Below are 15,904 nucleotides of genomic sequence, written 5' to 3'. Positions count from 1 at the left end.
ACATTATGTTTTTTTAGAGATCAATTGAGCTATTTTCTTGTATAGTGTTATTTTCTTCAATGGTTTACTGATGTAGTCATTCATTCCCGCCGCTTTACAACGACGTTCTTCCCCATTGATGGCATGCGCTGTCATTGCGATGATTGGCACAGGACTTTTCAATTCTTCCCTTATCATTCTGGTGGTTTCATAACCATCCATACGAGGCATCTGGATGTCCATCAAAACAAGATCTGCCTGTTGTTTTCTCAGCCACTCCATAGCCTCCTGTCCATCATTGGCAATACTGACCTTTATTCCCATAGAAGCCAGAAAATCCGATGCAACCATTTGATTAAGCTTATTGTCTTCAACCAGGAGAATGCATTTATCAGAAAGAACATCCCGTAATCTTCCCATATCCTCTGTTGCATTTTCACTCAAAGGTTTATCAGTTATTCTGAAAGGAAGATCAATGGTAAACGTTGTGCCTTTACCTTCTTTACTCTGCAATTTCATCCGACCATCCATCATGCTTGTAAGTCGTTTCACGATCGACAGGCCAAGTCCGGTACCGCCATATTTTCTTGTATTTCCCTTATGTGCCTGTTCAAACTCTTCAAAAATTTGTTCCTGTTTCTCTTTAGGAATACCAATTCCCGAATCTGCCACCATAAAGCGAAGAAGACATTTATCCTGATCCTGTGAATGCACCTTCACAGACAGCTGCACACCTCCTTCATGTGTAAATTTGATCGCATTACTGACCAGGTTGAGAAGTATCTGATTGATACGAACAGGGTCTCCCACCACCACCGGTGGAATGTCGATGTCGAGGTCTAGTTTCATCTCAATACCTTGCTCATGCGCCCGGTATGCCACAGAGTTTACAAGGTCACGGACCATTTCCACTATATCAAACCCCTGCTCTTCTATACTTAATTTTCCGGATTCAATTTTAGATAAATCCAATACGTCATCGATAATTCGCATCAGGTTCTCCCCCGCAAATTCCATGGACTTTAAATAATAATTTTGTTGCGAATTGATAGAGGTTTCCCTTAACAATTGAATGATACCCATGATGGCGTTCATCGGCGTCCGGATCTCATGACTCATATTGGCAAGGAACATCTCCCTGGCCTTGGCAGAGGATTCCGCAATTTTCTTCGCCTTCAGCAATGCTTTCTCTGCCTTTTTCTTTTCGGTCACGTCAGAATCCATGGCCACAATACCCTCAATCTCGTCCTTGTCATTCAATACCGGAGTAATGGTGGTCAGGGTCCAATACTCTTTCCCGGACTTCGCAAAGTTCTTGCATTCATACGACACCGAGCGTCGTGTCTTGATCATCCTTTTGAAATATGGGTGCCTGGGATCCAGGCCTGTTGATTTACCATGCCTGAGTATCTCTCCATGCGTTCCCTTCACATTCTCCAGAGAATACCCACTGATACGCTTAAATGCTGCGTTTACCCAACGTATAGTACCATCGGCGTCGGCAATCATAATAGAATTATCGGTCTGAGACAAAACAAAAAGGAGACGTTTTACCTCTTCTTCTGCCTGCTTCGCCATCGTAATATCTGTACCGTAAAGGTTTACATAATGCCCATCCCTTATCGGCACAATGGTAAACAGGTAATTACGGTTCTCAATAACCATTTCCTCCTTTGTAACCTGATTACGGATATAAACCTTATTGATCAAAGAGTTCCATTGTTTACGGAGTTCATGGCTCCGATCAAGACAATCAACGAGATGCACGGTTGACATATATCAATGCCTGCCCCCTCATAGAGAACCGCATAACAGGACTAGGGTTCTCAGCCGGAAACCTGGCCAATGCATCCAGCTCCGCCTCATGTTGCTTACGTTGATTAATGTTGGTATGCAAACCCACCGAACCTATAACCTCATTGGCATTGCTATACACAGGAGAACCATTAACAAGCATCCATAATTTCTGTCCCCATTTTGTTTTTATTCTGATCTCATACTGACTGGCCTCTCCATCCTGACGCTTCAGAATCATATGCTTCATTCGCTCACGTTCATCTTCATCCAGCAATAAATCCATGGCCTTCTGGCCCACCAGTTCATCCATTGGATAACCAGATTGCCTGCAAAACGTTTCATTGACAAATTCTATCACGTCATCATTATTGACGATAAGAACTCCTTCATTCATCGTTTCCACCAGGGTTCGGTACTTCCGCTCACTTTCGTTTAGGGCCTGATCACTTTGCTTTTGCTGTGTTATGTCACGGCTTATCACCCCAATTCCTTCATCAAGCTTAAATATCTCAATGGCAAAAAACCGGTTACCGAAAACATCATGAGAGAGAAAAGTCTCCAGTCTTTTGCTGCGTCCTTTTAACAGGACCTTCTCGTACAATGCCTGATGCTCGGTTCCTTTTATGGAAGGGAAAATCTCATTCATATGCTTCCCGATCAGATTTTTCTTGCTTCTTTCTCCAAGCAGTTTTACACCCGCTTTGTTTATATCAACCAGGCGAAGTTCGTGGTCATATATGGCAAATACATCCCTGGCCGCGTTCATGAAGTTATTAAGCCTTATCTGGCTCTTTTTCATTTGATGCTGTGCTGCAACCTCCCGGGTAATATCTTTGGCGATACTGGATGCCCCGATCACCTCACCGGCACTGTTGTAAATTGGAGATATCGTAAGACTAACATACACGAGGTGTCCGTTTTTGTGCCTTCTGATCGTCTCCAGCCGTTTGATCATCTTCCCCTGGCTTAGACGCAACAGGATGTTCTCCAACTCGTCCTTCCTTTCATCAGGCACGATGATCGCAACATTTTTCCCAATGGCTTCTTTAGGAGAATACCCATAAAGTCGCTGTGCAGCCTTATTCCAACTGGTTATGGTGCCATCCAGGGTTTTGCTCAAAATGGCATCGTAGGTACCTTCAACAATAGCCGCCAACCTTTCTGCCTTGGCTTGCACCTCTTCCCTCCTGGCCATCTCTTTACGAAGGTCTTCCAGAGCCCTTTTAAGCTTGGTCGTTCGTTCCTTCACCTTTTTCTCCAGGTTATTCCTGGCATAAATCAACTCATCTTCCACACGTTTCAAATCGGTGACATCCTGACCAGTACCCAGAACACGTACCGGGTTTCCATCCCAATCGGCTTCTACCTTTCCTCTTCCCTGAAGAATGCGCACAGAACCATCATCTCTGACAATCCGGTAAAATATGTTGAATGGTTTAAGAGACTTAAGAGAAAGATTGACACAGTCACCAACACGTTCACGATCATCAGGATGAACATACTGCAGGAATGTGCCGTAATCAATAGGCTTGGTTTGTTTCTGGAGTCCGTAAATCCGGTACATTTCATCGGACAGATCGAGTTTCCCCTTTTCCACATCACACTCCCAACTTCCAATATGGGTCAGATACTGTGCTTCTTCAAACGCCCTGGTTTTTTCCGCAATTCTGTCGGCAAGTTCATCATTCCATTTACCAAGCTTTCCAAGTTTATCACGGATAACATCCAGCATTACCTGAACACCTACATAAAGTTCCGAGAACTCATCTTCGTTTTCAGTAAATGGAACATCCTTTGAGAAGTCACCAATTGTTGCCCTGGCAAAAACCGGTATAAGTTCGTTCAACCGGTGCTCCACACGTTTCTTGTATTGCTCAAGGTCGCTATATGTGGTTTTGATGGTCATGGATGTTGACTCCTCATTTGGGTTGTGCAGTTTACGTCGAGCTCATTCTTTCAGGGCTGTATTGACTTTATTCATCAGCAGCCATTTACTGGCAGTCTCCTTTGAATCAAAATATTTGACTTTTGCACTTTTCTTGGTGGCGATCACAATGAGTTTGGTGAGGTATTTAAAAAACATGTTACCGCCATACAAGGCAATCTTATCATACGTATCCAGCATCAATGCATCAGCCACAGCCTTTCGGGATTCTGCTGTTGTACCCTTGATGTACTTCAGTGAATTCAGAATTTTCACCTCCTTGTGCCTCAACCGGAGTTTCTCTGCTGCCGCAATGACTTGTCGCGTCACGGAGGTCACACTTTCATAGGTTTGATTTCCCTGGTAAATCACACAAATGAGATCGCTTTCTGATATGTAAACTTTATTAGCCATTACCTTTCTATATGCAATCGTTCATACAATTCACGAATGTAGGTTCTGCTTACAGGTATGGTTCTTTTATTGATTTCCAGAATTTCTCCATCAACTTTGTCGATCTTATTCAGATTTACAATGTAGGACCGGTGAACCTGCATGAAAGCACCTGCGGGTAATCGTTCAAATATTTCTTTCATACGCATTGGGCTATGAAAACTTTCCTTTTCTGTTTTAACGACAACGCTATTATTATGCCCTTTGATCAATTGTATTTCTTCAAATGCAAGTCGTTTCCAAAGGCCATCGCAACGAACAAACAAGTGTCCGTCGGAAAGTCCATCCACAGGCATCGGTGCCGCATTTTTTTGTTGAATCTTATTAACGGCCTTTACAAAACGGGAAAACGAAACTGGTTTTTTCAGGTAGTCCAACACGTTATAATCAAACGCATCTGCACCGTATTCCTTCTTTCCTGAAACAATGATTACCTGAGGCGGGTTTTCAAGGGTTTCCAGAAATTCAATTCCTGTCATTCCCGGAAGTTCAACATCCAGAAATACCAAATCCAGATTTTTGAATGCACGATTATCATTCAAGACGGTGGGAATGTCGTGGTAAATAGCCTCCAATTCCATTAAATCAATCTTGCTGATATAATGGGAGAGTATATCGCAAAACACTTTATCGTCGTCAATAATGGCCGTTCTTAACAGCATATATTCATTTGTTTGGTGAGAAAATGGAGGATTTGCAAATATGGTACATGCCCGGTTAATATATTTACGAATTGAGATCAGTATGGTTATCATTCCATACCCTCATAAACCTATCTGGAGCATATGCCAAGATATGCAATGTTACACAAACCATCCTCCCAAAATCAATCCGGCAATAAAGCAAAGAACGCCTCCGATAATCATCTGATTCTGTCGTCTTTTTCTGTGTCTTTTCTCCTCAAATATTCTCAGAACAGCCTCTTCAACCCGCACATGACAGGCATGTTCTTTTGAAATATATTCACGGATTCCGTTGTTAAACAATTCTGCAACGACCATAACTTCTTGTTGGCCGCTCATCATTATTACTTCCGTTGATGGCGATTCCTTCTTTACACGGCGTAGAATAGCCAAACCGTCCATGGCTGATTCGTTTTTCTCATCCAGAAAATAATCCAGCACAATGATGTCCGGGTGTAGATAAAGATGTTTCAAACATTCCTCACCACTTTCAAATGTGTGAATTTCACAACGTGGTTTGCTTTGGTCTTTACAGCGGGGTAAACGCTCCAGATAATGTGCCAGCAGAGCACCTGCAGCAGCAGAATCTTCAACAATGAATATCTTATAATCCGCTTCCCGCTCTCTTTCCTGAGTTATCCGAAAAGGCCTGTATGCTGCTATGGCTTCCATAATTCCTCCTTTATTTGGTTAAGAAGGTCCATGCAAACGCTGCACAGACGGTAATGACTGCTAATATTAACAATGTGGCATACTTCCGAAATCTTCTCTGGTGTACCATTTTTGCATGAATGATATTCCCGACCAGATCCTTCACTTTTGTTGCGCTTCCGGGACCATCCTTTTTAACATACCTGTTGATTCCGGACCTAACAAACTCCTTTACAATGCTTACATCCTTTTGGCAACTTAGAACGATAGCCTCTACATTTGGCCAGAGCTGCTTCATCTTCCTTAATAGCATCAGGCCATTCATATTGGATTCATAACCATTCCCGTTCAAATGATAATCCAACACCACCACATCGGGGGAAATATGAAGATCATTGATACAATCTTCCCCGGATGAAAATGGGTAGAGTACATACTGCGAGTCATTATCATTTGCGCGCCCCAGAGCCTCCATCAGAATAGTCCGGTACACATCCGAGTCCTCCACAACAAAAATGTTATATGTTTCTTTTCTTTTCATAACGCACAGGTTTGGTTCAACAATCCGTTCATAAATCTAATGTCCCGCCTGGAAAAACCTCCTTTTAAATGACAGGGTGATCGACGGAATCACCAATGCACCGCCCATTCCAACAAACAGGGCGGATGCAACGTAGTACGGCAGCCAATTGGTAAACGCATAGCTTACCACAACCAATCCGCTCAGCAGTAACACCACCAGGGAAACAAAACCTGCAATAGCCCGTTGTTCCCTGTATCCACTGAGCATGTATTCAATCTGTCCGGAAACCGCGCCTACCATTCTTTTCAGAAAGCGTTCGTCCCTGGGAATAAAATCCACTGCTCCCCGCTTCATCAGGTTAACTGTTAAATCCACACTATTCACTGAGGAATACATGATCACAGGAAGACTAGGATGCCGTGCCTTCAACTGAACAAGCATCCGATCGCCATTCATCTTATGAGAGTAACTGGCATCCAGATTATAATCAGACAATACCAGATCCGGTGCCCGCCAGGCAACATTTCGCAGACATTCTTCTGCTGTGGTAAAAATCCGCACCTTACAACCCAGGTTTGCCCTGAGTTTGTGCTTGATAACTTCCAGGTTTGTTCGGTTATCGTCGACGACGTATACCGTCATATTTTCTACCTTTTTCATGACGCAAATGGATATTGGTTTAGGTACTTAGTTTAACGTTGCACGAGGCATTGCTATGTTTTGCATGGAGGTAGTTTACGTGTTTCGGAGGGTGAATTCCGGTGCACTAATCACGAGGGAAGGTTACCAGAGATTAGACTTGCGATCAGTCAACTATACACTTTGAGTGCTGGTCTCCTTGCTCAGAAGGTCAAATGTCTTATCGTATGAGACGGGCTGACTGGTCGCTGTTCCGGTTTCTTCATCATACACCCTGATGTGGGTGATCGGTGGAGCAAAAACCGCGATACTTATGGTTCTGGCACCAAAAATATTGGTAAACCGGTGCGCACTAACGTTACGCATGTATGAAAAATCATTTTCCCATACACTCATGGATCCTGCTTTAACCAGACCTTCACCTTCGATTCCTGGAATAAATTTTTCTTCCCTCAACCGCCCGGATATGGGATGCACCCATGCTTCATGAGAATCAAAATCATGTATGGGAGAACTCTGTCCTGCCTCCCAACAAATTAACAACACTTCTACATCTTCTGTTTTTGCAATCAGGTTTCTCGTATATCGTTCGCTGTTCCACGAACAATATGCTTCGACCTCTGATACCGGGATTTCTGACTGTTGCATAATATCTACGACACACATATCTCCCTTACACATGCTTAAAGCCCTTACCAGACTCTTCAGCGTTTTTATTGTAGTTTTCATGATTATGGCGATTATAATGACACATCCTTACTTGCTATATATCTACGGAATCACCTTCCCCTTTAAAAAGGGTAAATGGCGAGTTGCAGCATTTGGATGGTCATCTACATAGAATACTAATCCATACACAGGGTAAAATCCTACCCCCTTCCTGAGCTTCTCCAATCCAAATCACCCTACACCGGCTTAATAAATCAAACAAAAGAATTTTATCGTATCAGCCGAAGTTTAGATGTTGATTCAAGCTACGTTCACAAAATCGTCACATTGACTTTTCTTGTATTTCTCTGTCTTTTAAGGTAATTTAATGCAAGTGAGTCGATTTACTATTCAATAAATTGCTTTTTGGAAGTCTGGGTTAATGATAAAGATCTGTATTACCGTAGGGCTTATATGTATTGGTTTCTTTCATGTTGAAGGACAGGAACTCCGTTGGGTAAACTCCTGTAAACACGCCGATGATGCCGAAACAAAAGGCGTAGTAATGGATCATTCAGGAAATATTTACTCCACCGGTTATTTCCAGGACACCCTGGTTGTTGGCCCAGACACCATCGTAAGTCACGGCAACAATGACATCTTTCTCTTCGCACACGACTCGCTTGGCAACGAACTATGGCATACCACTTTCGGCGGCAAACTGAATGACCAGGCCAATGCCATAGCCATTGATCCGGCTGGAAACATCTGGATAACGGGAGGCGTTAACGACTCAATCTTTGTTGAAGACACACTGTTTACAACAGGGACAACGAGCCAAACTCTTTTCTTTGCACGCTATTCCAAATCCGGTCAATACATCTCGATGAACCTGATTCCCGGCGCCATATACAGTCAGGCACAAGATATCGAAATAGACTCCGACTTTACTGCCATATTAACCGGGCAATTCTATGGCACCATTTCAAAAGACAACGTAACCCTCAGTAACCCCACCGGTAAGACCTTTTACATCCTGAAAGTTGATGTAACCGGAACAATCTTATGGGGGCGAATGTGTACTGGAAATGCCAACAACGGATCAGATATTTCCATTGGCCCGGATGCCTATTATGTAACCGGGAGCTATAATGATGGCGCACAATTCGGTATACAGGTACTTCATGCCTATGGCAATAACCACAACCTGTTTGTTGCGAAATACAGCAAAGCAGGATCTCTCCAATGGATTCAAACACAGACCGGCCCGGCCGAGGTTCACGGACTAAAGGTTTCAACCAATAACAACGACCGCATTCTGGTGGCAGGTGAGTTTGCTTCGAAGATAGACGACCTCGAATATGAAAGCAAAGGAAGTCTTGACATGGTCCTGTTATGTTATGACCCAAACGGAGGCTTGCAATGGTCCAAACCGATAGGTGGGATTAATGCAGACAAGACCAATGGAATTGCTACCGACGGTGAGGATTTTTATCTGACCGGAATGTTCTCGGATAGTGTTCTGTTTTCGGATACAACGATCGTAGCAGGAGGCATCAATGCGACCTTTATCATGAAATTGGACCAATTTGGAAACAGACACTGGTTTCGCCAACTGGCAGGAACCGCCAATAATGGAGCGGAAATCGCCCAGGAAGATGTGTATGTATGGTTAGTTAAGGCCATTGATTGTTACGGTGAGAAATGGCGACGAACCGGCCATGTAGCATTAATACGATGATTTCAAATTGATTATACACTGGATCTCCCAAGCTTCAAGTATGACTACAAACACTTCAAAACAGAGTTACAATGAGAACATTTATTCACAAAAAAACAGAGGCGTGTCTGCCCGAAAGTCAGGCACTTAAGACAGACATTGATTCCGTGAATAACCTGCTGAGGGTTATTGAAGTATTTCAACGAAGATTACTTACGATCACAATGGTGTTCCTGATCGTAATTGCAAACACATTTCAGGCATCTGCCCAGAGTCAAACTTCCGAGGAAGATTATGAAATCGGTCGCATTTATGTAAAACTGAAAGATGACGCACCTTGTCAATTCAGGACCCGCAACACCGAAAGATTGGCCATCGAAAACCTGCCTTGCCTGGTTCCCCTTAAAGAAACATATAACATTCAGGCACTTTCCAGCCCGTTCTATTTCTCGAAAAGCGACAAGCTTTCACGTACTTTCGAAGTCACTTTCTCGAATACAGACAAGGTCATGGATCTTATTCAGGAATTGGAAAAGGATCCAACCATTGAATACGCTGAACGCATTCCGGTTCACCATTTACATTACACACCCAACGATCCCTTATACAGCAGCAATAACATGTGGCACCTGTTTAAGATCAGGGCCGGAGAGGCATGGGATATCGGCCGCGGTGATCCCAATATTGTGGTTGCTATCGTAGATGGCGCCATATCCGTAGAACATAGTGATCTTAAACCGGTCATCTGGAGTAACGCCGATGAAATAGCCGGCAATGGCATCGATGATGACAACAATGGATTTGTGGATGATTACCGGGGGTGGGATTTCGGGAACAGTGACAATGACCCCAGTCCCGAATCAACATCCGGCAACAACTGGAATCATGGAAGCCATACCGCAGGAATTGCCGGCGCCGCAACAGATAACAACAACGGCATTGCTTCGATTGGCGCCGGTGTTTCCATCATGCCCTTGAAAACCGGATATGAATGTGGTGGCGTATGTCTTCGAAATACAACACAAGCCATCACCTATGCTGCAGAAAATGGCGCAAACGTCATCAGTATGTCGTTCGGAAGCACTAATTCAAGCACCACAGACCAAAATGCCATCACCAATGCATACAACAACGGGGTTGTGCTGGTAGCTTCCGCCGGAAACAGTGGCGGACAAACCAGCAACTATCCGGCCATGTATAGCGAAGTCATAGCGGTTGCCAATACCACAGAGAATGACACCAAAAACTCCGGGTCTACTTACGGAACGTGGGTGGATGTAAGTGCACCCGGAACCAACATATATAGTACCGGCTACCCGAGCAGTTACTACAATAATACGGGCACCTCCATGTCCGCCCCACTGGTTTCCGGACTTGCCGGGCTTCTACTTTCCATCAACCCCAATTTGACACCGGCTCAGGTAAAACAGTGCATCACCAGCACCGCTGTAAACATTGACAATCTTAATCCGTCCTATGCCGGTAAACTCGGATCGGGCCGTATTGATGCACGTGCTGCAGCGGAATGTGCAGCCCAGGGAACACAACCAACGGCGAACTTCACCTCATCGATGAACAATTGCGATGGTACGGTTACATTCACCGATATTTCCACCAGCGCCACATCATGGAGCTGGAATTTTGGCGACGGTGGAACATCCAGTCAAGCAGATCCAACACACACATACAGTTCTGCGGGCACATATACCGTAACACTTACGGTCACCAACAGCAATGGCACCGATGTAAAAACCGCATCCATCACTGTAAACATACTAACTGCCCCCACCGTACAGGGCGATCAGGTTTGCGAAGGCACACAGGCTTCCTTAACCGCATCTGGAAGTGGATCGGGGGCATCATACAATTGGTATGATGCCGCCACCGGAGGCAACCTCATTTTCAGCGGCACCAACTACGCACCCACACCCACCACTACCACTACCTATTATGTCTCGGCACTTAACACTGTCAGTCCGCAGGATATGGAACCACAGGCGAATTCAATTGGTGGAGGTGGGTATTTCACCGCTAATTCAGATCACGGTTTGTTCTTTGATGCCCTGGCAAAGTTTACATTGAAATCTGTAAAAGTATATGCCAATACTGCCGGTAACCGGACCATCGAAGTTCTGGATGGTCAGGGTGGCAATGTGCTTCATTCCAAAACTGTTGACATTCCGGCTGGAGACAGTCGGGTTACTTTGGATTTCGTTATAGAACCTGGACATGGGATGTTTATTAAAGTAAGCGGAAATACGGTTGACCTTTACCGCAACTCTGACGGCGCCAGCTTCCCATATACCCTCAATGACATTGTTTCCATTACCGGGACCAGTGCTTCCGCCAACACCTATTATTACTACTTTTACAACTGGGAAGTGCAGGGCTTTGGTTGTGAAAGTGCAAGAACACCTGTCACTGCGGATGTATTCAACGTACCGGCAGCCACCATCACCTCGGGCACATCCGTGTTATCTTGCGACCAAAGTGGCTATACATATCAATGGTATCTCAATGCGGGGTTGATCTCCGGAGCCACCAACATCAGCTACTCACCTTCTCAGGCAGGATATTACCAGGTAAGCATTGAGGACGGAAACGGATGTTCTTCTTTGTCTGATTCAGTATACTGGGCTCCGGTGGGGGTTCCCAACACCCCTTCCGAAGCGTCCTTCAGATTATTCCCTAATCCCAACCACGGGCAGTTTACACTTTCTTTCGGGGATCATGCAAGCGGTACATGGGAATTGACTCTTGTTGACATGATTGGACAAACCATCATGCACCGTCAAATATACATTATCCCTCAATCATCTATGAACATTGAACTTCCGGGTATAGAAAAGGGGATATACTTCATTAACATCAAGAGTGAACAGTGGTCGTTAATGAAGCAGGTGGTCGTGGAGTAGTGACCAGGGTGCTTACCTAACCAGCACCCATGTATGCTTCAAAAAAGCCCCTTCAGTTGAAGGGGCTTTTTATTTGCTATTTGCATTGACATCAGGCTGTTTCCCGGGCAACCATTTCAAGCGCAGCATTTAATGTTTTGCTTGGCCTCATGGCTTTTGACGCCAACTGATCATTGGGATGATAATAACCACCAACGTCCACAGGCTTTCCCTGAACACCGATTAACTCCTGAACAATGGTGTCTTCCTTCTGGGTTAACTCATTTGCCAAAGGCGTAAATATAGCCTGGAGTTCGGCATCTTCTGTTTGCTTTGCCAGTGCCTGAGCCCAGTACAAAGCCAGGTAAAAATGGCTACCACGATTATCGATGCCACCTACTTCACGGGTGGGTGATTTGTCGTTGTTAAGGAAAACACCTGTCGCTTCATCCAGTGTATCTGCCAGCACCTTGGCTTTCTTATTACCGGTAACACCAGCAAGATGGTCTAACGATACCGCAAGTGCGAGAAACTCCCCGAGCGAGTCCCAGCGAAGATAATTCTCATGGTTAAATTGTTGAACGTGCTTTGGAGCGGAACCACCGGCTCCGGTTTCGAACAAGCCTCCTCCGTTCATAAGCGGAACGATAGACAACATTTTAGCGCTGGTACCTAGTTCTAGAATAGGGAACAGATCGGTCAGATAGTCCCGAAGTACATTTCCAGTAACAGAGATGGTATCCTTGCCTTCCTTGCTTCGTTGCAATGAAAATTTAGTTGCTTCCACCGGTGACATGATGTGAATTTCCAAACCGGAAGTGTCATGATCTTTCAGGTACATATTCACCTTTTTAATCAACTCGGCATCGTGGCTCCGGTTCTCATCTAACCAGAATACAGCAGGCACTCCGGTGGCTCTGGCACGATTCACAGCCAGCTTAACCCAATCACGGATCGGGGCGTCCTTTACCTGACACATTCTGAAAATATCACCCGCACCAATGCTTTGTTCGAGTATCACATCACCCGATGCATTCCTCACCTGAACTTTTCCGTTGGCCTTCAATTGAAACGTCTTATCGTGGGAGCCATACTCTTCCGCCTTCTGCGCCATCAAACCAACATTCGATACGCTTCCCATAGTGGCCGGATCAAAAGCACCGTTCTTCTTACAGAACTCGATGGTCGCCTGGTATACACCGGCATATGAGCGATCCGGAATAATCGCCTTGGTGTCCTGCTGTTTGCCATCTGCATTCCACATCTGTCCGGATGCCCTTATCATGGCAGGCATCGACGCATCCACAATCACATCGCTCGGAACATGCAGGTTGGTGATGCCTTTATCGGAATCAACCATGGCCAATGCCGGACGCTGCGCGTAAAGTAACTTAATATCTTCCTCTATGGATTTCTTTTGATCATCGGGCAACCCCTGTATTTTGCTATATACATCACCCAGTCCATTATTCGGATCAACTCCCAACTGCGCGAATGTATCCTTGTATTTATCAAAGATCTCTTTATAAAAGACGGATACGGCTGCACCGAAAATGATCGGGTCCGACACTTTCATCATGGTCGCCTTAAGGTGAATGGAGAACAGCACATTTTTTTGCATCGCATCTTCCATCTGACCTTGCAGAAATGACTTCAGTTTGCCCATGCTCATGGCAGAAGCATCAATCACTTCGCCTGTCAATACCGGCACTTTATCTTTCAATACGGACTCTTGTCCATCCTCCGATACAAACACAATGCTTAGGTTTTCTTCCGCTGAAACGGTAACCGATTTTTCACTTCCAAAAAAATCACCTTCACTCATGCTGGACACGTGTGATTTGGAATCCGCACTCCACGCTCCCATGCGGTGGGGATTTTGCTTCACATAATTTTTAACGGCTTTTGGTGCGCGGCGATCCGAGTTACCTTCTCTTAAGACAGGGTTGACCGCGCTGCCTTTAATTTTATCATATCTCGATTTTATTTCCCGCTCCCGGTCATCTTTTGGCTCTTCGGGGTAATCAGGCAATGCATAGCCCTGATCCTGCAATTCTTTAATTGCCGCCGTCATTTGGGGAATTGATGCGCTGATATTGGGCAATTTGATAATGTTGGCTTCAGGTGTCTGTGCCAATTCACCAAGTTCAGTAAGCGCATCCGCAACTTTTTGCTCGGCCTTAAGAAAGTCCGGAAAATTTGCAAGAATGCGTCCTGCGAGGGATATATCCCTGGTTTCCAAATGCACACCGGCTGGTACCGCGAATGCTTTTACAATAGGCAAAAATGAATACGTGGCCAGTGCCGGCGCTTCATCGGTCTTGGTATAGATAATGCGGGATTCTTTGCTCATGATTTTTTCTATCTGAAAATAAATAAGGTTCTACAGAATACGTCGCCGAAGTTACCAATTAAAGCGCATAATGCCGAACACATCTCTTTTGGAAATAACAAATCAGACACCAACCTTTTCCATTAAAAAAGCCGGCCTCAAATCGAAGCCGGCTTTATGCATTGCATTGGTCACACAAAACAAATTAACTGTAAATATCACCCGGGTCGTCCGGATCGTCGGAACCACCGCCACCGGGGCAGTTCAGATCACCGTTATTCTTTTTACCATCCACATAATTCTCGTTGATCGAGGTCAACGCAGCATGGACATCAGATAAAGTATAATCACTTTGGCAACCACCCAGAATTTTATTGGCTTCGGCCAGGACCTCGTCAACCGTCAGTCCATCCAGGGCACCACCGATAATGGTAGCATCTCCAAGGCGGTTAGGGCTTTGAGAAAAATTGGCATCGTAGTCATCCATGGTGACACTGATGGTTGCGGCAACGAGTTGACCGCAAAGGTTCCCCAGGCCGTCAGTTACATCGGTATAGTTGGCATTCAATGCTGTCGAAGGTCCGCCTTGTGGCAGAAAATCGGAGACAGCCTGTGAATTTGTAAGGGTAAGGGTATAATCACAACCAACAGTGAGGCCATTCGGGAAGGCCAATGCAAAATTCGCAGCAAGGTAGGCACCCGGATTATTGCCATGTGGCTTAGAGCCCCAGCCACCCATCGTTTGGGTACGGAACTGACAGCTATCAACCTGATCTGTATTGTTGGTATGATCGTTCGGATTAATGGGATCCAGGTTACTGTCCTGTCCACCAAGACCGAACAGGCTTCCTTTCTCACAGCCTCCCAGCGCAAAGACAACTGCCAGGCATAGTACTTGAATGATTGGCTTCTTCACAAATATTGCTTGTTTTGGTTACGGAATTCAAATGTAAGAAATTAACCAGGATGATCCAAAAGTTTAAACACACCAGGAAGTATAAAATTTAGCTTTCCAATAAGCAAAGAATATCCCTAAATCCCTTTAACCCAACCACCATCCACTGGCAAAGACACACCATTAATATAGGATGCCCTTTCGCTGGCAAGAAAAGCGACTGCTGCCGCAAACTCCTCCGGTTTGGCAAAGCGTCCAAGCGGTATTTCGTTTTTTGCATCTGCAAAGCCGGGGGTTGATTTTATCAGGGACAACAAGCGCTCTGTCTCAGTAAAACCAGGCATGACATTATTAACCGTGATATTATAAGGCCCCAGTTCATTGGCCAGGGTTTTCATTAGACCAACAACTGAAGACCGCACTGCATTGGACAGAATAAGATTGTTCACCGGTTGCTTCACAGCTTGCGAAGTAATCGTGATAATTCGACCCCACTTGCGTTCTTTCATACCGGGTAGAAATCCGCGAATCAGCGCAACCGCACTCACAAGCAACTGCTGAAACGCCTGTTCCCATACCGAATCATCATGCGTCTCAAACAAACCTGCAGGTGGACCACCGGTGTTGGTAACTAAAATATCTATATGTCCGCATTTTTCAAGTGCCTGAGAAATAATACGGTTCCTATCCTCAGCAACGGATAGGTCACCGGCAAAAACATGAACAGGCTGATCGGAAATAGCTACCACCTCTTGCTTTGCCATAT

General features: G+C 45.0%; 13 protein-coding genes. 2 read left to right on the top strand and 11 right to left on the bottom strand.

Features of this window, described 5'->3' with window-relative positions; genetic code table 11:
* Positions 1-3 precede the first annotated feature (3 nt).
* The 8 genes from KDD36_03965 to KDD36_03930 all read right to left on the bottom strand — a co-directional run bounded on the left by KDD36_03965 (position 4) and on the right by KDD36_03930 (position 7,378).
* Positions 4-1,755, bottom strand: a complete 1,752-nt coding sequence (locus KDD36_03965; GenBank protein MCB0395783.1) for a response regulator — start codon at positions 1,753-1,755, stop codon at positions 4-6.
* A complete protein-coding gene (locus KDD36_03960) occupies positions 1,733-3,682 on the bottom strand; it encodes a PAS domain S-box protein (GenBank protein ID MCB0395782.1) in 1,950 nt (649 codons plus the stop codon). The genes KDD36_03965 and KDD36_03960 overlap by 23 nt, the downstream gene beginning before the upstream one ends.
* Before the next feature lie 42 nt (positions 3,683-3,724).
* Positions 3,725-4,114 (bottom strand): STAS/SEC14 domain-containing protein, encoded by a 390-nt coding sequence (locus KDD36_03955; GenBank protein ID MCB0395781.1) that lies wholly within the window; start codon positions 4,112-4,114, stop codon positions 3,725-3,727.
* Entirely contained in the window at positions 4,114-4,815 is a 702-nt protein-coding gene (locus KDD36_03950; protein MCB0395780.1) for a response regulator transcription factor, read from the bottom strand. Before KDD36_03950 ends, KDD36_03955 begins: the two co-directional genes overlap by 1 nt.
* Positions 4,816-4,956: 141 nt before the next feature.
* Positions 4,957-5,508 carry a response regulator gene (locus tag KDD36_03945; protein ID MCB0395779.1) on the bottom strand — a complete coding sequence of 184 codons (552 nt, stop codon included), beginning with the start codon at positions 5,506-5,508 and terminating at the stop codon, positions 4,957-4,959.
* Between the two features lie 10 nt (positions 5,509-5,518).
* On the bottom strand, positions 5,519-6,028 hold the full coding sequence (locus KDD36_03940; GenBank protein ID MCB0395778.1) for a response regulator: 510 nt from the start codon (positions 6,026-6,028) through the stop codon (positions 5,519-5,521).
* A 36-nt stretch (positions 6,029-6,064) separates the two neighbouring features.
* Positions 6,065-6,670, bottom strand: coding sequence for a response regulator (locus KDD36_03935; protein MCB0395777.1), 606 nt, complete (start codon positions 6,668-6,670; stop codon positions 6,065-6,067).
* A gap of 153 nt (positions 6,671-6,823) precedes the next feature.
* Entirely contained in the window at positions 6,824-7,378 is a 555-nt protein-coding gene (locus tag KDD36_03930) for a cysteine dioxygenase family protein (GenBank protein ID MCB0395776.1), read from the bottom strand.
* A 361-nt stretch (positions 7,379-7,739) separates the two neighbouring features.
* On the opposite strand from KDD36_03930, the gene KDD36_03925 reads away from it, so the two are divergent.
* Complete coding sequence (locus KDD36_03925; protein ID MCB0395775.1) at positions 7,740-9,038, top strand: hypothetical protein; 1,299 nt, start codon at positions 7,740-7,742, stop codon at positions 9,036-9,038.
* A gap of 71 nt (positions 9,039-9,109) precedes the next feature.
* Complete coding sequence (locus KDD36_03920; GenBank protein MCB0395774.1) at positions 9,110-11,932, top strand: S8 family serine peptidase; 2,823 nt, start codon at positions 9,110-9,112, stop codon at positions 11,930-11,932.
* Between the two features lie 91 nt (positions 11,933-12,023).
* On the opposite strand, the gene KDD36_03915 is transcribed toward KDD36_03920, so the two are convergent.
* From KDD36_03915 to KDD36_03905, 3 genes are all read right to left on the bottom strand, one after another.
* The gene (locus tag KDD36_03915; protein MCB0395773.1) at positions 12,024-14,264 is read right to left on the bottom strand and encodes an NADP-dependent isocitrate dehydrogenase; all 2,241 of its coding nucleotides are present in this window, start codon (positions 14,262-14,264) and stop codon (positions 12,024-12,026) included.
* A gap of 184 nt (positions 14,265-14,448) precedes the next feature.
* Entirely contained in the window at positions 14,449-15,159 is a 711-nt protein-coding gene (locus KDD36_03910; protein MCB0395772.1) for a hypothetical protein, read from the bottom strand.
* 116 nt (positions 15,160-15,275) lie between these two features.
* Positions 15,276-15,904, bottom strand: a 629-nt coding sequence (locus tag KDD36_03905; protein MCB0395771.1) for an SDR family oxidoreductase, incomplete at its 5' end; no start/stop codon positions are given.

This window comes from Flavobacteriales bacterium (assembly GCA_020435415.1).
In the GTDB taxonomy this organism is placed as follows: Bacteria; Bacteroidota; Bacteroidia; order JACJYZ01; family JACJYZ01; genus JACJYZ01.
This window is presented reverse-complemented; position numbering and strand designations above follow the sequence as displayed.